Source organism: Pseudarthrobacter sp. NIBRBAC000502772, from assembly GCF_006517235.1.
Classification (GTDB): Bacteria; Actinomycetota; Actinomycetes; order Actinomycetales; family Micrococcaceae; genus Arthrobacter.
In genome coordinates this window covers 4,611,530-4,630,106 of the sequence record NZ_CP041188.1, presented here as the reverse complement: position 1 = coordinate 4,630,106, position 18,577 = coordinate 4,611,530, and the positions used below count along the sequence as shown (strand labels likewise).

17 protein-coding genes and 1 pseudogene are annotated in these 18,577 nt (G+C 64.7%); 5 read left to right on the top strand and 13 right to left on the bottom strand.

Features of this window, described 5'->3' with window-relative positions; all coding sequences use genetic code 11:
• Positions 1 to 34 precede the first annotated feature (34 nt).
• From NIBR502772_RS21500 to NIBR502772_RS21455, 10 genes are all read right to left on the bottom strand, one after another.
• The gene (locus NIBR502772_RS21500; protein WP_276203716.1) at positions 35 to 763 is read right to left on the bottom strand and encodes an amino acid ABC transporter ATP-binding protein; all 729 of its coding nucleotides are present in this window, start codon (positions 761 to 763) and stop codon (positions 35 to 37) included.
• An 8-nt stretch (positions 764 to 771) separates the two neighbouring features.
• A complete protein-coding gene (locus NIBR502772_RS21495) occupies positions 772 to 1,461 on the bottom strand; it encodes an amino acid ABC transporter permease (RefSeq protein WP_141141733.1) in 690 nt (229 codons plus the stop codon).
• Positions 1,454 to 2,125 (bottom strand): amino acid ABC transporter permease, encoded by a 672-nt coding sequence (locus NIBR502772_RS21490; RefSeq protein WP_056340879.1) that lies wholly within the window; start codon positions 2,123 to 2,125, stop codon positions 1,454 to 1,456. Before NIBR502772_RS21490 ends, NIBR502772_RS21495 begins: the two co-directional genes overlap by 8 nt.
• 85 nt (positions 2,126 to 2,210) lie before the next feature.
• Positions 2,211 to 3,050 carry a transporter substrate-binding domain-containing protein gene (locus NIBR502772_RS21485; RefSeq protein ID WP_141141732.1) on the bottom strand — a complete coding sequence of 280 codons (840 nt, stop codon included), beginning with the start codon at positions 3,048 to 3,050 and terminating at the stop codon, positions 2,211 to 2,213.
• Positions 3,051 to 3,344: 294 nt separating this feature from the next.
• A complete protein-coding gene (locus NIBR502772_RS21480) occupies positions 3,345 to 4,094 on the bottom strand; it encodes an SDR family NAD(P)-dependent oxidoreductase (RefSeq protein ID WP_141142213.1) in 750 nt (249 codons plus the stop codon).
• Between the two features lie 14 nt (positions 4,095 to 4,108).
• The gene (locus NIBR502772_RS21475; RefSeq protein WP_141141731.1) at positions 4,109 to 4,951 is read right to left on the bottom strand and encodes a fumarylacetoacetate hydrolase family protein; all 843 of its coding nucleotides are present in this window, start codon (positions 4,949 to 4,951) and stop codon (positions 4,109 to 4,111) included.
• Positions 4,948 to 6,153, bottom strand: coding sequence for a fumarylacetoacetate hydrolase family protein (locus NIBR502772_RS21470; protein WP_246848627.1), 1,206 nt, complete (start codon positions 6,151 to 6,153; stop codon positions 4,948 to 4,950). The genes NIBR502772_RS21475 and NIBR502772_RS21470 overlap by 4 nt, the downstream gene beginning before the upstream one ends.
• Complete coding sequence (locus NIBR502772_RS21465; RefSeq protein WP_141141730.1) at positions 6,150 to 7,664, bottom strand: aldehyde dehydrogenase (NADP(+)); 1,515 nt, start codon at positions 7,662 to 7,664, stop codon at positions 6,150 to 6,152. The genes NIBR502772_RS21470 and NIBR502772_RS21465 overlap by 4 nt, the downstream gene beginning before the upstream one ends.
• Positions 7,661 to 9,022 (bottom strand): enolase C-terminal domain-like protein, encoded by a 1,362-nt coding sequence (locus NIBR502772_RS21460; RefSeq protein WP_141141729.1) that lies wholly within the window; start codon positions 9,020 to 9,022, stop codon positions 7,661 to 7,663. The genes NIBR502772_RS21465 and NIBR502772_RS21460 overlap by 4 nt, the downstream gene beginning before the upstream one ends.
• A gap of 136 nt (positions 9,023 to 9,158) precedes the next feature.
• Entirely contained in the window at positions 9,159 to 9,890 is a 732-nt protein-coding gene (locus NIBR502772_RS21455; protein ID WP_141141728.1) for a GntR family transcriptional regulator, read from the bottom strand.
• A gap of 214 nt (positions 9,891 to 10,104) precedes the next feature.
• Between NIBR502772_RS21455 and NIBR502772_RS21450 the strand changes: the two genes are divergently transcribed.
• Positions 10,105 to 11,454 (top strand): MFS transporter, encoded by a 1,350-nt coding sequence (locus NIBR502772_RS21450; RefSeq protein ID WP_141141727.1) that lies wholly within the window; start codon positions 10,105 to 10,107, stop codon positions 11,452 to 11,454.
• A gap of 98 nt (positions 11,455 to 11,552) precedes the next feature.
• On the opposite strand, the gene NIBR502772_RS21445 is transcribed toward NIBR502772_RS21450, so the two are convergent.
• On the bottom strand, positions 11,553 to 12,563 hold the full coding sequence (locus tag NIBR502772_RS21445) for a CapA family protein (protein WP_141141726.1): 1,011 nt from the start codon (positions 12,561 to 12,563) through the stop codon (positions 11,553 to 11,555).
• 260 nt (positions 12,564 to 12,823) lie between these two features.
• Between NIBR502772_RS21445 and NIBR502772_RS21440 the strand changes: the two genes are divergently transcribed.
• A complete protein-coding gene (locus tag NIBR502772_RS21440; RefSeq protein ID WP_141141725.1) occupies positions 12,824 to 14,167 on the top strand; it encodes a phosphoribosyltransferase family protein in 1,344 nt (447 codons plus the stop codon).
• A gap of 27 nt (positions 14,168 to 14,194) precedes the next feature.
• Positions 14,195 to 14,383, top strand: a pseudogene (locus NIBR502772_RS21435) (DJ-1/PfpI family protein); the annotation flags it as partial.
• A 50-nt stretch (positions 14,384 to 14,433) separates the two neighbouring features.
• Here the strand turns inward: NIBR502772_RS21435 and NIBR502772_RS21430 are convergent.
• Positions 14,434 to 15,540: a type I restriction endonuclease gene (locus NIBR502772_RS21430; RefSeq protein WP_141141724.1), complete on the bottom strand. Its 1,107-nt coding sequence runs from the start codon at positions 15,538 to 15,540 to the stop codon at positions 14,434 to 14,436.
• Between the two features lie 170 nt (positions 15,541 to 15,710).
• On the opposite strand from NIBR502772_RS21430, the gene NIBR502772_RS21425 reads away from it, so the two are divergent.
• Complete coding sequence (locus NIBR502772_RS21425; RefSeq protein WP_141141723.1) at positions 15,711 to 16,022, top strand: thioredoxin family protein; 312 nt, start codon at positions 15,711 to 15,713, stop codon at positions 16,020 to 16,022.
• Between the two features lie 173 nt (positions 16,023 to 16,195).
• Here the strand turns inward: NIBR502772_RS21425 and NIBR502772_RS21420 are convergent, their stop codons facing one another.
• The gene (locus NIBR502772_RS21420) at positions 16,196 to 16,696 is read right to left on the bottom strand and encodes a hypothetical protein (protein WP_141141722.1); all 501 of its coding nucleotides are present in this window, start codon (positions 16,694 to 16,696) and stop codon (positions 16,196 to 16,198) included.
• Between the two features lie 245 nt (positions 16,697 to 16,941).
• Here NIBR502772_RS21420 and NIBR502772_RS21415 point away from each other — a divergent pair, with 245 nt between their 5' ends.
• Entirely contained in the window at positions 16,942 to 18,429 is a 1,488-nt protein-coding gene (locus tag NIBR502772_RS21415; RefSeq protein ID WP_141141721.1) for an HNH endonuclease signature motif containing protein, read from the top strand.
• Positions 18,430 to 18,577 lie beyond the last annotated feature (148 nt).

Sequence of the window (18,577 nt, the reverse complement as noted above, 5' to 3'; positions counted from 1 at the left end):
AGTCCCGCCGTCGTCCGCTCACTGCGTGCTCCGGTTACAGAACCTTGCTGAGGAACCCCTGGGTCCTGGCGTTCCGCGGCGAGGAGAAGATCTCATCGGGGGAGCCTTCCTCGACGATCAGTCCTTGGTCCATAAAAAGCACGCGGTCAGCGACTTCCCGGGCGAAGCCCATTTCGTGGGTGACCACCACCATGGTCATGCCCTCATTGGCCAGGTCCTTCATGACGGTCAGCACCTCGCCGACAATTTCCGGGTCCAGGGCCGAGGTGGGCTCGTCAAAGAGCATGATTTTTGGATCCATGGCCAGCGCACGGGCTATGGCCACACGCTGCATCTGACCGCCGGACAGGCTCCCGGGAAAGGCCTCCATCTTTTCGGCCAGTCCTACCTTTGCCAGCAGCATTTCGGCTTTGGCGCGGGCTTCGTCCCTGTTGACCTTGGCCACCTTGAGCGGGGCCAGCATGACGTTGTCGATGACCTTCAGGTGCGGGAACAGGTTGAAATGCTGGAAGACCATTCCCGCTTCCTGCCGGACCAGGTTGATGTTCGTTTTCGAATCGTCCAACCGGTGCTTGTTGATCACGATGCTGCCGGACGTGATCGATTCCAGGCCGTTCATGCACCTCAGGAACGTGCTCTTGCCTGAACCCGAGGGGCCGATGACGCACACCACCTCACGCTCACGGATGTGGCAGTCAACGCCTTTGAGGACATGGTTGGGGCCGAACTTCTTATTCAAATTCTCAACAAAAATCACAGTCATATTCCGATCTATACGCTCGCGGGCTCGGGAAGTTTGAGGGGGTCCACCTGGATGCCGGTCCGTTTCTCGTACAGGCGCCCCAGCAGGGAGATGCTGTAGCAAATGACGAAGTACATGGCGGCGACGGTTAGGAACGTCATGATGGGGTCGCCGGTGAGGTTGGTGACAATGTTGCCCGCGTGCGTCAGCTCCACCAGCCCGGTCACCGTTACCAGGGAGGAATCCTTCACCAGGCCAATGATGAAGCCGACGCCGGGCGGCACCATGATCTTCCTGGCCTGCGGCATGACCACATACCGGAGCTTCGCCCAGTAGTTGAGCCCGAGGGCTTCTGCAGCCTCACTTTGTCCCCGGGGCACGGCTTCGATGCTGCCCCGCACAATTTCTGCCACATAGGCGGCGGCGAAGCAGGTCAGCGCAATGACGGCCGAGGCGAACTTGTCCAGTTCCAGGCCGGGAAACAGCAGCGGGATCCCGAAGAAGATGAAGAAGATGATGACCAGAATCGGGATGCCGCGCACGCAGCTGATGTAGATGGTGCTGATCCACCGGGCGATCCTGCTGGGGGACGTTCTGGCAATGCCGAGGATCAGCCCGAAGATGATGCCGAGAATGCCGGACATGGCGCAGAGCTGAATGGTCAGCCATGCCCCCTTGGCCAGCGGAATGAGGTCCTGCCAGTCAAAGGCCCTAAACACGTGCGCCCACCGCCCACCGGAACAGCGTCGTTTCGGCCCGTTTCGAGGCCAGCGACAGCAGGGCGGATACGCCAAGGTAGAGCAGCCCGCCCACTGCGAGCACCTCGATGGTCCGGTACGTGGTGTTGCTGACGCTCATGATCGCGTTGGTCAGTTCAGGAAGCGAGATGATGGATCCAATCGACGAAGCCAGGAACAGCAGAATCAGCTGGTTGGTCAGTGCGGGGAAAACGTTCCGGGTGGCCGGCAGCAGGACGATGTAGCGTACGATCTGGGCGTTCTTCATGCCCAGCGCCTTGCCGGCCTCACGCAGGCCGTGTGGCACCGACTCGAAGCCGGCCCGGTAAATTTCCGCCGTGTATGCCGCGTTGTTGAGGGTCAGGCCAATAACGGCGGCCCAGATGGGTTCGAGGTTGATGCCCAGCGCGGGAAGGGCAAAGTAGATCAGGTACAGCTGCACCAGCAGAGGCGTGTTGCGGATGGCCTCGATGTAGCACGTGCAGAAGATGCTGACTGCTTTTCCGGGCCCGACCTTCCCCAGGTACAGGAAGACGCCGAGTGCGCTTCCCGCCACCATGGCCACGAGCGTGATGTACAGAGCTGTCCAGAGCCCCTCAAGCAATAGCGAGCTGAACGGGAGAAGGTCTCCGAAATATAAAGCCATGAGCAAAGGGTCCTATCCGTGAACGGCGGTGTGGGTGAATGACTGCCTGCCGTCCACCCACACCGGAGAGTGCGTCCGAATACTGTTAGTGGGCGAGGAAGGGCGGAAGTTCCAGCCCGAACCACTTCTGCAGGGAGGCCTCGTTCTGTCCGGAGATGGTGTAGTTCCGGATGAAGTTGTTGATGTAGTTAACCCACGTCTGGTCGCCCTGCTTGACGCCGATGGAGAACAGCGCCGGCTTGATCGGGTCGCCCTTGAGCACCTGGAATGCGGACGGATCACTCTTCACGAGCCCGCCGATGATGGCGTTGTTTTCAATCAGCGCGTCCACTTTGCCGCTCTTGAGGGCCTGGATGGAATCGGCCGTGGTGTTGAAGCCGGCGATCTTGGCGTTCGGGAAGGTGGCCTTGAGGATTTGCTCGCCCACACTTCCGCGCGACGTGGCCACGGATTTCCCGTCCAGATCCGCGTAGCTGGCGATCGGGCTTCCCGCGGGCACCATAAAGACGGTGGAACTGGCGGCGTACGGCTCGGACATGTCCACCACCTGGGCACGCGCATCCGATGCCGTGAAGGTGGCAATGACAGCGTCCGCCTTGTCGGTCTGCAGCAGCGGGATGCGGCTTTCGTTCGTGGCCGTGACGAACTCAACCTTGGCGCCCAGCGAGGCGCCGAGCGCGTTCGCGACATCAATGTCGAAGCCCTCGTGCTCACCTGATGACGTCATCACGCCGTATCCCGGAGAGTCGGCACTGACGGCGATCTTGATCGTTTTCGTCTTGAGGATCTGTGTGAGGTGGCTGTCCGCCACGGCTCCTGTTGCGCTCGCAGCGCCGGCTGAGGCGCCGCCGGATGAGCAGCCTCCCAGCGTGAGGGCCAACGCGATAGCCGGGACAAGAAGCAACTTCGGTGTTGCTTTGAACATGGGTGCTCTCCTGGAGATTGTTGATGCGGATCGGATGCGGGGGTGACGGAGTCCGGGGATCCCGGTCGTTCGCCATCGAAGATCATATAGGAATACGAACTATCATATAGGGGATGTGACGCAGGTCAAGACCCTCCTGAAAACCGCTTGCGTGCGCCCGCCGGAAGGGGACCGCACCTTCCTCCCGAAACGCCAAAGGCGCCGCCGTGCCCCGGTAAATCAGGACACGACGGCGCCTCGCAGCTTCTTACTTCGGCGGGACGTTACTCGCCGGGGCGTTACCCCGGCGGGACGCTACTCGACGGGACGCAGGCGCACCGCCTGCATGCCGCCGTCGACCGCCAGTTCAGTGCCCGTCGTCGAACCGGCCAGCGGACTGGCCAAGTACGCAATCGCCGCTGCAACCTCCTCCGGCGCCACCAGGCGGCCGTGCGGCTGGCGGGCCTCCAGCGCCGCGCGTTCCGCTGCCGGGTCATCCGCCTGGCTCAGCAGCCGGTTGATCCAGGGCGTGTCAGCCGTGCCCGGATTGACGCAGTTGACCCGGATGCCTTCGCGGACGTGATCGGCCGCCATGCTGAGCGTCAGCGCCCGGATGGCGCCCTTGGTGGCCGCGTAGAGTGCGCGGGCGGGCAGCCCGGCCGTGGCGGCGATGGAGGACGTGTTGACGATCGCGGCGGCGGGGGACTGCCGGAGATGGGGCAGGGCGGCACGGCTCACCCGCACCGCGCCGATCACGTTGACGTCCAGAACGCGCTGCCACTCGGCGTCGTCATTGTCCGCAACGGTGCCCTGGGCTCCAATGCCTGCGTTGTTGACCACGACGTCGATCCCCCCGAATTCCCGGGCAACGCGTTCGACGGCGGCACGCACCGAAGCGTCATCGGCCACATCGCATCGAATCGACAGCGCCGCTTCGGACGCTGCCTCGGGATTCAGATCCAGCACCGCCACCTTCGCCCCGCGCCGGGTCAGATGCGCTGTTGTGGCCGCTCCGATGCCGGATGCCCCGCCGGTGACGATGGCACGGATGCCTTCAAACTCCATGGCTGGGTGTCCGTTCATGCGATGAATTCATGGCGCTGCCGCCCCAGCCCGTCAATTTCGATTTCCACAATGTCGCCGGCCTTCAGGTACGGGAACCGCCCGGACAGCGCGACGCCCTCGGGGGTGCCGGTGCAGATGAGATCGCCGGGCTCGAGCACCATGTACTGGCTCAGGTTCCAGACGATGGTCTCGGCGTCGAAAATCATGTCCGCCGTGGAGGAATCCTGGCGGATTTCGCCGTTGACCCAGCTGCGCAGCCGCAGATTGCCGGCGTCGACCTCGTCGGGGGTGACCAGGTAGGGACCCGTGGGGCAGAACCCCGGTGAGCTCTTGCCCTTGGACCACTGGCCGCCGGAAACGTTCAGCTGGAAGTCGCGCTCCGAGAGATCGTCCACCACCACAAACCCGCCGATGTTGTCGCGGGCGGCTTCGGGGGAGTCGAGGTAGGAGGCGCGTTTTCCGATGATGATCCCGAGCTCCACCTCCCAGTCGGTCTTGGTGGCTCCCCGGGGGATGGCCACGGCATCGTCCGGCCCGCTCACCGTATTGGGTGTCTTGAGGAAGATGACCGGATGCTCAGGCGGCTGGGCGCCCGATTCCGCTGCGTGGGCGGCGTAGTTCAGGCCAACGCAGACGACGGCGGACGGGCGCACCACCGGGGCGCCGTAGCGTACGACGTCGGAGGTGACTTCCGGCAGTGTGCCTGCGGCCAGTGCGGCGGCGGCAGCCGCGGGGCCACCGTTGGACAGAAAGTCACCGTTGATGGCCGGTGTGATGCTCTGGAGCGAGTAGTGCCGGTCCCCGTGGACCAGGACGGGCTGTTCGGCGCCCGGGGCGCCAATCTGGGCGAACTTCATGAGGCGTATTCCTTACTGCTTGATGCGTGGACTTCGCGTTGGGCCTGAAGATAGCCGAACAGCTGCCGCAGGCCAAACGACCATTCCGGCAGCTGTTCCGCCGGCCCCACGACGTTCACGAGGGCGCCGAGGTGGCGGCTGCGGATGGTCACGGTGTCGCCCATGTGGTGCGTGAACCCCTGTCCCGGGTGGTCCCTGTCCTGGGTCGGCGCGAACAGCGTGCCGGTGAACAGGGCGAAGCCGTCCGGGTACTGGTGGTGCTTTCCAACCGTCGCGGCGACGAGCTCCTCGAACGGACGGCTGATCCGGGACACGGAGTTGCGTCCCTCCAGCGAGTAGCCGTCCTCGCCTTCAACGCGCAGCAGGATCTCCTCCTGGCGCAGCGTCTCCAGGGTGAAACCGTCTTCGAACAACCGGATCAATGGACCCAGGGCGCTGGACGCGTTGTTGTCCTTCGCCTTTCCCAGCAGCAAGGCACTCCGGCCCTCCACGTCGCGCAGGTTCACGTCGTTGCCCAGGGTTGCGCCCACAACTGTGCCGGCCGAGGTGGCAATAAGCACCAGCTCCGGTTCCGGGTTGTTCCAGGAGGAGAACGCAGGGATCCCGACCCCCGCGCCCAGCCCCACCGAGGAGAGCACGGGGGCCTTTGTGAAGACCTCGGGATCCGGCCCGATCCCCACCTCCAGGTACTGCGACCAGAGCCCTTCGGCGATGAGCACCTTCTTGGCTTCGGCAGCCGCGGGGGAGCCGGGCCGGATGGAGCTGATGCTGCCGCCGAGTGCACGGCCCACCAGTTCCCGCATCTCGGCCGCGCGGCTGGCGTCTCCGCCGCAGCGCTCCTCGATGACCCGTTCGATCATGCTGTCCACGAACGTCACGCCGCAGGCCTTGATGACCTGGAGATCCACCGGAGCCAGGAAATGCGGACGGGACGCGTCCTGCGTCAGCGACGCGTGGATGATCTCGCTGGTCTTCCACCGGGGCAGCGTCATGGCGGCGCGGACGGCCGCCACGAGATCCGGCCGTTCCAGGAGCTCGGATACGGTTTCGGCCAGATGCTGGAGGTCGAAGACGTCATGCTCCTGGACGGCGACCACGCGTGGTCCGCCGGTTTCGACGTCCCAGACCCGGCCGATCAGGAGTGCCCGTGCCGCGTCGTCCGGGAGGACTGATGCGCCGGCGAGGTCCAGTGCGGCGCTCACGGCCGGACCTCGTTTCCTGCAGTCTGGACTGCAGTCTGTCCCTGCCGGGTGGGCCGCTGCCGTGTGCGCCGCTGCCACACCCCATCCACTCGCTGCGGAACGCGCCAGGGATTGGCGTCCTGCAGAGGTTCGGGCCGGCGACCTTCCGGGAACGACTGGAAGGCCACGGGCCGGAGGAAGCGCCGGATCGCGGCCGTTCCTACGGAGGTGGTGGCCGATGTTGTGGCGGGGTACGGTCCGCCGTGGTGCTGGGCGTAGCTGACCGTGACCCCCGTGGGCCAGCCGTTCCAGAGGACCCGGCCGCTGATGTCCGTCAGCCGTGCGGCCAGTTCTGACACGTCATCCTCCGGCTCCGCCTGGAGCGTGGTGGTCAGCTGTCCCTCCAGCAGTCCGGTGAGTTCCAGGAGTTCCGATTCGTCGCCGTACTCCACCACGAGGCTGGCGGGCCCGAACATTTCCTGCCGCAGGATTGACGGATCACTGCGGACAGCCGCGGACGTCGTGTGGAGCACGGTTGGCGCCGGTGCCTCGTCGAAGTCTCCTTCCACAAGAACCTCCACGCCGGTGGTGCCCTGCAGATCCTGCACGGACTGCCGGTAGCCTTCGTGCAACCGCGGGCTCAGCAGCCGTGCTGCGGCAAAGTCCGCCAGCGCGCCGCTCAGAACCTGCCGGACGCCGTCGGCCTGTCCAGCCGGAACAAACAGCAGCCCCGGCTTGGTGCAGAACTGGCCCATTCCCATCGTGAATGAAGCGGCGTATCCGCTGATGATTTCGTCGCGCCGCCCCGCCCAGGCATTCTCGGTGACGAACACAGCGTTGATGCCGCCCAGTTCGCCGAAGAAGGGAATGGGTTCGGGACGGGCGGCGGCACGGTTGAACAGAGCCCGGCCGCCCGCCGTCGACCCCGTGAACCCGATGGCCTTCACGGCAGGATGGTCCACCAGGGCCTCCGCGGCAGGCCGGCCGGTGACGAGCGAGAACAGTCCGGAAGGTGCTCCGGCGGCGTCGAGTGCTGCGATGACGGTATCGGCGGTGCGGAGCGCGAGGTTCCGGTGCCCGTCGTGTGCCTTGTGCACCACGGCGCACCCGGCGGCGAGTGCCGAGGCGCTGTCGCCGCCCATCACGCTGAAGGCGAAGGGGAAGTTGGAGGCCCCGAAGACGCCCACGACGCCGATGGGCACGTTGAGCCGGCGCAGATCCGGCCGCGGGCCCATGCCCCAGTCCGCGTCCACATGATCGATGGTGGCGTCGAAGTGCTCGCCGTCGCGGACCTCCGTGGCGAAGAGCCTGAGCTGGAAGACCGTGCGCTTGAGCTCGCCCCGGAGCCGTGGCTCGCCCAGGTGGGTTTCCTGGACAGCGGTCTCCACCAGCGCATCGGCGTCGTTCTCCAGTGCGGCGGCTATCGCCTCCAGCCAGGCCGCGCGGGTGTCGGGGTCCGCGGCGCGGCCCTTTTCGAAGGCGGCGTGGGCGGCGTCAACACTCGCCTTGAGGTCATCGACAGTGGTTGTCATCGGTGCGCACCGGCTCCGGTCACGGAGGCGCCCGTCACCGAGGCGCCTGTCACCGCGGCGCGGTCGCCCACTTCGAGCCATCCGGCCCCGGCGGGGAACTCCCAGCGGGCCCGCGAGGCGCTGAGCATTTCGGCGCCGGTGCCCGGGAGTTCCGGGGCGGCGTAGCGGCCGTTGACGATGCGGACCGGCTCGGCGAAGTGCTCGTGCAGGTGGTCAACGTACTCGATCATCCGGCCGTCCTGGCTGCCGGTGATGGCCGCGTAGTCGAAGAACGAGAAGTGCTGGACGAGTTCGCACAGCCCCACGCCGCCGGCGTGCGGGCAGACCGGTACGTTGAAGCGGGCCGCGAGCAGGAGGTTGGCGATGTTCTCGTTGACGCCGCCCACGCGCGTGGAATCCAGCTGGAGGACATCGATGGAACCCGCCTGGAGCAGCTGCTTGAACACGATGCGGCTGGCGACGGCCTCGCCGGTGGCGACCCGGACGGGGGCAACGCCCTTCCGGATCTCCGCGTGGCCCAGGATGTCGTCCGTGCTGGTGGGTTCTTCGATCCAGTAGGGGTTGAACTCGGAGAGCTGGTTGACCCACTCGATGGCCTCGGAGACTTCCCACCGCTGGTTGGCGTCGATGGCGATCGGGAGATCGCCCACGGCCTTTCGGGCCAGGGCCATGCGGCGGCGGTCGTCATTGATGTCGCCGCCCACCTTCAGCTTGATCATGGAGAAGCCGTCCGCGGCGGCTTCCTTGCTCAGCCGGACGAGCTTCTCGTCGCTGTAGCCCAGCCAGCCCGGCGAGGTGGTGTAGGCGGGGTAGCCGTCAACCTTCAGGGCGGCGATCCGGGCGGCCTTGCCGTCTTCGCCGGCGCGCAGGATGTCCAGTGCCTGCTGGGGGCTGAGCGCGTCGCGGATGTGGGTGAAATCGACGACGTCGACGATTTCTTCGGCGGGCATCTCGCTGAGCAGGAGCCACAGCGGCTTGTTCTCGCGCCGTGCGCGGATGTCCCAGAGTGCGCTGACAAGGGCGCCGGCCGCCATCTGCGTGACGCCCTTCTCGGGGCCGAGCCAGCGCAGCTGGGAATCGTGGATGAGCCGCTTCGACGCGCCACCGAGGTCGTAGATCAGTTCATTGATGTCCCGGCCGAGGAGCAGGCCGGCGTAGGCGTCAATGGCGTGCGTGAGGATTTCGTTGCCGCGGCCGCAGGTGAACACAAAGCCGTGGCCTTCGTCGCCCGCGTCGGTGCGGATGACAACGTACGCGGCGGAGTAGTCCGGGTCAACGTTGACCGCGTCGGAACCGTCGAGCTCCAGGGACGTGGGGAACCGCACGTCTTGGGTATGGATGGAAATGATGGAGGTCATGGGTTACTTCTCTCTCTGGTCAATTCACTTCGTGGACACGATTCCTATATGAATTCTCATAATCATATAGGAATGGCGATCCAGATCAAGTGCCGGAGAAAAAAGAAGCCCCGGCCAGCAGGCCGGAGCTTCGATTTCAGGTGACGATATGCCTTTTTGGTGGCCCGTCGCTCTCCAGTGGCGAGAGGTCCGCCTTGCCTTCGAAGGCCTTGGCGAACCGGGCGAAGGAGTTCCTGATGTGCTCGGCCATGGCCTCCTCGGCGCGGTCGGGCAGGCATGCGGCGATGGCCTCCCGCACGGTGGCGTGCTCGGCGATGGTGATGGCGCCGTCGATGTCTGCCGGGTAGAGGCGGAAGGTGTGCAGGTGGCAGTGGGTCTGGGCGAAGGCGTGCTGGACTACCGGGTTCCCCGCCGCCAGCAGGATGGTGTCATGGAAGCGCGTGTCATGGGCCACGAGGTCCTGCCGGGCGTCGCCGCTGGTGGTCTTCATGGAAGTGCGGATGGCCGACAGCTCCTTCTCCAGGGCCGCGGCAGGGTTGGCGAGGCGGTCCACGGCCGCGGACCGCGCGGCCCACGGTTCCACCAGTAGCCGGAACTCAAAGAGCGATCGCAGCGCGGGCAGGTCCAGCAGGGGTGTGGTGCTGTATCCTCGGCCGGGACTGTAGACCACGAGGTTGTCGCCCTCCAGCCGTTGCAGAACTTCGCGGACCGGGGTCTGTGAGACGCCCAGGCTGCGGGAGACCGCATCAATATTGATCCGTGCGCCGGGTGCAATTTCGCCCTTGAGGATGGAGGCCCGCATGGCGGCGTAGACGTCACTGACGGCTGCCTTGCCTTTGGATGCATCGGATGATTGACGTGTGGGCACGCGGTTACCTCTTTGTGCTGGTTGGTGGAGTCGCTGTGGGAATCATATTCCACGGGTGGGAGCGGGCGGGGTGGGGTGTTTTCGTCCAGAAGTTGCTCTGGATCACATTAACTATATGATTATTCCGATTCCTACATGATATTGCGCCGGAATCCTCGGCGCCCTCCCCGGTGTCCAGGCACCCGAAAGCCACGTTTACGTCAAAGGAGACGGTATGACTGTCCTAGGCAGCAGGCTCGCCCCCAATTCTTCCCCCGATCTTTCCTCCAAGGCTCCCCGCACCATGACCCGCAAGCGCTGGGTGATCATCTGGCTCGCGTTCGTGGGGCTCAGCATTAACTACCTTGACCGCTCCAGCCTCAGCGTGGCCCTGCCGTTCATGGGTAAGGATTTTGAGCTCTCGGCAACCCAGCAAGGCCTCATTTTCGCCGCCTTCTTCTGGGCGTACGACTTCTGCCAGCTGGCTGCCGGGTGGTACGTGGACAAGGTTGGGCCGCGGAAGTCCTTCACCCTGGCAGCCGTTTGGTGGTCCGTCTTCACCATGGTCACCGCCTTTGCGCAGAATTTCTGGTCGCTGTTCGCCGCGCGGTTCCTGCTCGGTGTCGGTGAAAGTCCGGCCCCCAGCACCGCCGCCAAGGTGGTGGCCACCTGGTTCCCGGTCCGCGAACGGGCCTTTGCCACCAGCATCTGGGATTCCGGCTCCCGGGTGGGTGCGGTCATCGCGCTGCCGATCGTCACGTTGATCGTCGCCTTCACGTCCTGGCACGCGGTCTTCATCATCATCGGTGTGGCCGGCCTGATCTGGGCTGTTGTGTGGTGGAAGATCTACCGCAGCCCCGAGGATCACCCGACGGCCAATGACGAGGAGCGGGCCTACATCCGGGGAGGCGGTGCCAGGAGCGAAGCGAACGACGACGCCGATGCAGCGAAGCTCCCCTGGCGCTCACTCTTCAAATACCGCACCATCCTCAGCATGATGTTCGGCTTCTTCTGCCTGAACAGCGCCATCTACTTCTTCATCACCTTCTTCCCGAGCTACCTCGTGAAGGAACGCGGCTTCGACCTGCTCAAGCTCGGCCTCTTCGGTGCCATCCCGGGCATCTGCGCGGTGGCCTTCGGCTGGCTGGCCGGCTACGTTGCCGACCGGGCCGTCCAGCGCGGGGTCTCGGTCACACGGGTCCGCAAGACCGCCATCGCCGGCGGTCTGATCGGCGGTTCGATCATTATGTTCGCCGCCGTGGTCCCCGAGGCATGGATGGCACTTGCCCTCCTGTCGGTGGCATACTCCAGCCTCACCGTCGCCGCCACCGGCATCTGGTCGCTCCCCGCGGACGTTGCCCCGAGCTCCCGCCACGTCGGATCCATTGGCGGGCTCCAGAACTTCGCCTCCAACCTGGCAGGCATCTTCACGCCGGTCCTGATCGGTGTCCTGGTGGACCAGACGGGATCCTATGTGGCACCGCTCGCGGTCATCGGATTGGTGTCGCTGGCCGGTGCGGCGAACTACCTGTTCGTCCTGGGCAAGGTGGAGCCGCTGAAGGTTCCCGCCTCCGCCGCGGCGTAGGCGAGCGCCAGGTTTCGACAAGCTCAACCACCGAGCGGACGACGGCGGGAGGTCCCGCCGTCGTCCGCTCGACGGTGCTGTGGCTTCTTAGAGTGCATCTACCTCCGTGTCCTCGCGCCCGTTGAGCCTTCTCGGATCGAGTCGATCGGGATTTCCAGCACGTTTTCGGCCTCGATCCAGACGCTCCGCGTGCCGAGCTGCTCGCTCAGCCGCTGCATCCGTTCGGCAATTTTCCGCGCGCTCCGACGTGCCAGCCGGGTCTGGAAATCGGTGATTGTCGTCGGATGCAGGCGTAGCTTGAGCGGTGCGCTTTCGCGGGCTTCCAACAGGAAGATGAATGACTGATCGTTGCGTTCTGCTGGGTCCACTGCGTAGTCATCCACGAAGTCGCCGGCGCTATAGATAATGGGCCGGTCCCTGTAGATCTCGACGCCGCGGAAAATGTGGGCCGAATGCCCGAACATGACGTCGGCCCCGGCATCTATCAGCGCCCGCGCCAGGCTCTGATGCGCGGCCGGGACAGCGGCCCCCCAGTTGGGGCCCCAGTGCGCCGAAACGATCAGCAGCTGGACGCGGCCCTTCGTCCGCCGGACCAGTTCCAGCAAATCCGTCACCCGCTGGTCACCGGCGTCCACGGGCACGTAATGGATCCCGGGAGACTGGGTGGTCGCCTCCCAGCCCGGTTCGTTGTCGGTAAAGGCAATGAAGCCGACCGCAGTTGGGCCCACCAGCCGGACTGCCGGCTGCCGGGCAGCTTCAGCGTCCATCCCAGCCCCGGCCCTGAGGATCCCGTGCCGATCGAGCGCCGGCAACATCTCCCGAAGCGCGTCAATCCCGTAATCCAGCACATGGTTGTTGGCCAGCGACACCACATCGATCGCCGCGGACGTCAGACTCTCTACGTTCTTGACGTCCGAGCGGAAGCGGAACGCTTTGCCCACCACAGGTGTTCCGCCGTCCGCCAGGACACATTCGAGGTTGGCGAACCTGATGTCCGCCTGCCGGAGGACTGGGCGGGTATCGCCCCAGGGATAGGCGGGATCGGCCACTTTCAGCTGCTCGTTCACCAGCCGTCCGAGCATGACGTCCCCCAGCAGTGCGATCCGCATGCTCCACCTCCACGTTGGCAGGGCCTTTTCTATCAGGATGGACCGCTTCGTGGTCTGGTGCCAGTTCGGTGTTCAATCCCAATGGCGCTGCGGCCGATGGCAGGACGCTCGTCGTCGGACGTTCGTTGTACCGCAAAAACTCTCGCTTGGTCCCGATTCTTGAGAGATAGTTGGAGCAGGCGGCCGTCGTCGTTCATTCCGTGCTGTTTGCTGGTTTGGACGGGGCCTGCGGCCGCTGTCCTGATGGGAACGTCGCGGCGATGGGCATTTTTGCGGACAGGGCTGATGCAGGGCGGCAGCTGGGGCTGCGTCTGGCGTATCTGCGTGCCCAGGACGCAGTTGTCCTGGGACTGCCTCGGGGCGGCGTTCCGGTAGCGTTCGAGGTTGCGGCGGCCCTTGACGCGCCGCTGGATGTGATCATCGTGCGCAAGCTTGGAGTACCGGTTCAGCCCGAACTCGCGATGGGAGCCATCGGGGAAGACGGCACCTACGCGCTCGACAAGCATGCCGTCTCATTCATGAAGGTCAAGCAGGAAGAACTGCGGGCCGTCGAAAGACAGGAACGGGCTCTGCTCGATGCCCGGGTGGCACGATTCCGGACAGGCCGGACCCGCATGGATCTGCATGGCCGCATCGCCGTCGTCGTCGATGATGGGATCGCTACCGGGTTAACTGCCCGGGTGGCATGCAGCATCGCGCGAAAGATGGGGGCTGCGAGAGTGATCCTGGCCGTTCCTGTTGCCCCTGCCGACACCCTCGCCACCCTGACGGAGCCGGACGAGGTGGTGTGCCTTGCCACGCCCCGGCAACTCACAGCTGTCGGCTACTACTACCGCAGCTTCTCGCCGACGAGCGACGACGAAGTCGTGTGGCTGCTCGACGCTGCTGCTGAGCGTCTGGAACGTGCGCGTTCGGCGGCCGGAAACCCTGGCCTCGATGTAGACGTGCAGATCCAATCGGATGGCGTGCGGCTCCAAGGACACATGCACCTTCCCGTGCCGGCTGCCGGAGTGGTGGTGTTCGCCCACGGCAGCGGCAGCGGCCGCCACAGTCCGCGAAACCGATTCGTAGCCTCGACGCTCCAGCGAGCAGGGCTGGGCACCTTGCTGCTTGACCTGCTCGGCCCCGGGGAAGAGCTCGACCGCGCGAACGTGTTCAACATCGAACTGCTTGCGCTCCGGCTGACCTCGGCAACGAACTGGCTTGGCAGCAGGCCGGACACGGCGTCATGCAGCGTGGGATTCTTCGGCGCGAGTACCGGAGCCGGGGCAGCCTTGTGGGCTGCGGCCGAACAGGGCGCACGGATCGGTGCCGTCGTCTCAAGGGGAGGCCGTCCGGACCTGGCCGGCGAGAGGCTGGCCCTTGTCCGCGCCCCGACGCTCCTGATTGTCGGCAGTGCGGATCACAGGGTCCTCGAACTCAACCGCCGGGCGAAAGCCCTGATGCGCTGCCCCAACCGGCTGGAGCTCGTCCAGGGAGCCTCCCACCTGTTCGAAGAACCTGGGACTCTGGAGGAGGCGGCGATTCTGGCCAGGGATTGGTTTGTGCAGTACCTGCTGCCAGGCCACGGTGGGCGGGCAGCCGAGGGCAGTGTCCCCGCCTGATCGCTCGCTCAAGCAAGAGGTGGACACATGTCTGGGCACAATATTGCAGGCAAGAAGGTTGCTTTCCTGCTGACCGACGGCCTGGAACAAGTGGAGCTCACGAGCCCATGGAACGCCGTCAAGGATGCCGGCGGAGAACCTACCCTCGTGGCCCCCAGAAGCGGAACGCTTCAGGGTTACAAGGGAACCGAGAAGGGCGAGACCTTTCACATCGACCGCTAGAACTCAAGGAGGCCCCGCCGTCGTCCGACGCTGTGCGATTCCCCTTAGTTGCTTGAGGGCGACGCGCTCAGGTAGCTCTTGACGCTGGCGCGCAGGGCCTCGGTGTGCTCGTAGATCTCCTCGAGGGAGGAAATCGGGACACGGGTTTCTTCCCTGTTGTCATCGAAGATCCCGATATACTTCTGCGTCCGGTTGAAGTGCAGGCGCGCGATCGGTTTGCGGTTGTTGTCGTCCAGCAGCACCGCGAAGTAGGACTTGGCATCGCGCTGGACAACGCGGGCCGGCTTGACCTCGCTGCAGACGATGGCGCGGACGATCTGGTAGCCCTCGATCTCCTCAAGGGTGGTCTCGAGGGCTTCGGCGTCGGCCAGGTCGGCTTCGGCCACCGGCGCGCTGGTGACACTTGCGGCCGCGACCTCAGTCTGTGGGAAGCCAGGGGCGCCGAGGGCTTTCTTCAGACGCTCGTTGACCTGGTCGTTAAGGAATTGCTTGGACGCTTTTGTCACCAGCGCCGTGAACTGCTCACGCACTTTCTGTGTGTACGCGCCGGGATAGACGCGGCCAGTGAGGAACTTGATCCATTCATCCTCCGGTTCCTTGAACTGCGCTGCCAGGGTCCGCTTCAACTCGCCGATGTACTTCAGTTCACCGGCGGCGTTGATGATCGAATCGAGGTCAAAGACGTCCTTGGACAGCTTCTGCAGCTCAGGGATCAAGGACTCATCGATGTCCGTGAGGTCCAGGACCAGGAACGGCTTCGCGTCCATCCGGTTCGGAGCATCGAGGTCCGTGAAGAACTGGTACAACTCGCCATTGGTGAGGATCGCTATGCGCGCGTTCGTCACGGCGAAATAGCGGAATAGCTGCGACGCGTGCTCGATTTTCACCGGCTCCGAGGACTTCTTGCACTCGATGAGGATCTGGACTTCGCCGTCCTTAACAATCGCGTAGTCGATCTTCTCGCCCTTTTTCAGGCCGACATCCGCGATGAATTCCGGCACGACCTCCATTGGATTAAAGACGTCGTAGCCAAGGATTGTTGAAATGAAGGGCATCACAAACGCATTCTTTGTTGCCTCTTCGGTCTGGATTACCTCTCGCTGCTGGCGCACCTTTGCTGCCAAAGCCGAGAGCTTTTCTGCAAACTCCATTTTTCCCCCTTGAAAAATTGATGGTGATGCTTACCGTAGCGCAGCGAGGAGCGAAGTTGATGAAACAACAAAATGTATCTGAGGTTGTCGTAAATTTCGCTCACGTAGCCGTTGGCCGCGTCACCGCCGGTGAGTCCCGGAGGCTGATGCTGGGGGTGGAGAATGATTCTATGAGGATCGAACTGCTCCACATCGACGAGTGCCCCAACCTTGCTAAGGCGCAGGAGCGACTGGAATCGGCCCTGACCGCCTTGGGACACAGCGATATTCCGGTGACCATACGACTCATGGAGTCCGCGCCCGATACGGCGGGCACGGGATTCGCGGGTTCCCCCACGATCACCCTCAATGGGTCCGACATTTTTCCGACCGGTGCCACTGCAGACGACCTGGCCTGCCGGATATACGCGACTCCAAGCGGGCTGGCGGGCCTTCCGACGATCAGCCAAATAACCGAAGCGCTCAAAAACAATGGACTCTGAAGCCACCTGCAGATGCTCCTGCTGCGGCAGGACGATGAGTCGCAAGAAGCTTCATGCACTCGGCACCGAACCCGCCTACATTTGCCGGCGCTGCGGTTTATGGGTTGCCCTCCGGCTTCGGCCAGACAACCCAGAACGCATTGGCTGACTTGCCGACTAAAAGCGATCTGCGCTTAGGTCAGGTCCTCCACGCCGGCAGCCCGGTCGGCGGCCGCACCTGTTGAGATCCCGGTCAGCGTGCCAATGTAATCCAGCGTCTTGGGACTGACGTGCCGCACCTCCGCCAAGGCTTCCCGAAGGGCGGCACCTTTGGCGTGATTCTCGAGCGTGCCGCGGAGTTCCGCTACCGTTTCGATGCCCTCACGCTCGAACACTTGCGTGATGTCCTCTACTTGGGCCAGGCGGCCAGGCGACGGCCAGTCGATAACTTCCGAGAGCTTCCCCGTATCCAGGTGCTGCCGGAATCCACTGGTCGTGGCGGCATCCGGCCATTCCGCGACCATGGCTTCGACGCGAGGCTTGACGGTTTCGTTGTAGTTCTGCCGGCGCTGGAGCGTGGCATCGACAATGATGGCACCGATGTGGTCCCAGCCGCGGCTGGCTTCGGTAGAGGCGTCTGTGCCGGGTGAGTCCATTGGCGCCGGAGTATTGGCAGCATCGTTATCGGTAGTCATACCTGAATACTTCCACGTGCCGCGCGACGGCGGGGCCTCGCGCCGTCGTTCGTGGCGCCATCCCGGCACGATGCGGTGTCTCAGTCCGAGGAGGCGGGGCCGGCGGGACAGCGGGGACGATAGTATCCCGGCGGAGAAATGATCCGGGGCGGTTGCATTGATCGCCAAGGGCCGGCTTCCATTTTGGCCATACGCCCCGAAACCGTTCTCGCTTAAATGTCAGACCCTCACTAGATGATGGAGACATGGGAAACGCGGCGGTGGCGAAGGCATATGCGGACATCATTGCTGCCATTGCTGTGCTGAATTCCGTACTGAACGGGGCTGTCGGGTCCGGTTCTGTGGTGTCATCGGAGGCTGATCCTTTGCGTGGCCTGGAGGATACGTGCCTGGACATCCTCTCCGGCGCCGCGGGAGTGGAGGCGCGGATGGCTGCCCTGAAGGCCCGGGCCGCAGTGGAGTATGCGGACACCGCCCAAGCCATCGCTTCGCCAGGTGCCCCGGTGCAGGCGCAGGAGATGGCGGTGACCGCGGAGGTCGCGTGCGCGCTGACCATCGGCGAACGGGCTGCGGGGGCGTTGCTGAACCAGTCACAAATGCTCACGACTGCCTTGCCGCTGACGCTGTCCGCTCTGCAAGCGGGCACTATTTCGTGGCAGCACGCGCGGGCCATGGTGGATGAAGCCGCAACCCTTGACCCGGCCGGGGCCGCAGCTCTGGAGGCCCACTTTTTGGACCCGGAAGCGCCGAACCCCGCCCGCGGCTGTCCTGCAGGGGAAATGCCGGCGTCCCGGTTCCGTCACCAGGCACGCACGTGGCGCGAACGCCACCACACCGAGAGCATCGAGAAGCGCCACGCCAAAGGCGTCCTGGACCGCCGGGTCGAGTACGCCCCGGATCAGGACGGGATGGCCTGGCTCTCGGCCTACCTCCCCGCGGACCAGGCGGCAGCAATCTGGAACCGGACCACCGCGATCGCCCGCGGTCTGCAGGGCCCGGACGAGCCCCTGACCCTCACACAGCTCCGGGCCGACATCTTCGCCGCCGCCCTCCTCGGCGGCGGGAACCCCGCAGAACATGATCCCGGGCAGGTTCCGCCGCCCCGGGCCCTCGTGATGGTGACGGTCCCGGTGTTTTCCCTGCTCGGCGCCACCGAGGAACCGGCGATGCTTGACGGCTACGGCCCGATCCCGGCCTCGATGGCCCGGGACCTCGTGGCGAACGGGGCCGATTCGTTCTACCGGGTCCTGGTTGATCCCCGGGACGGGGCACCCCTGGAGATCGGCCGGGCCAACTACCGTCTGACCACGGCCATGCGGAACTGGCTCCGGCTACGCGACGGCCAGTGCCCCTTCCCAGGCTGTTCCAACCATTCACTGGACAACGAAGCAGACCACATCCTCGCCTGGGACAAGGGCGGAACCACCGGCGTCTCGAATTTGGGTCAACCCTGCCCCAAACATCACCGCCTGAGACACACCAGCGCCTGGCAACCCACACCAGCCACAAAGAATGAACCACCTGGCTGGATATCGCCCACTGGCCGGCACTACAAGAGCGAACACCAGGACTGGGAACCACCACACTGGCCAAAAGAACCAAAATCGGAAGCGCGCAGGAACGGGCACTGGCTCCCCACGCCGCGCGAAGGTTGCGGCGATCCGGATTTTGTTCACATCGGGCTGTCTCTTGGAGAGAACGGCGTGGAACGGTTCCTCCATTCCACCGCCTGACGGGTGCCTAAGAGCAGCGTGCGCCTGCACCTTGCGCAGTGCTGGCCTCAGCCTGCCTCCGGGTTTCCGCCGCCGGTGATCTCAACCCCGGAGCCCGACAACCCGCTGCGCGCCAGAGGCAAGCGGACGACGGCGGGACGTCCCGCCG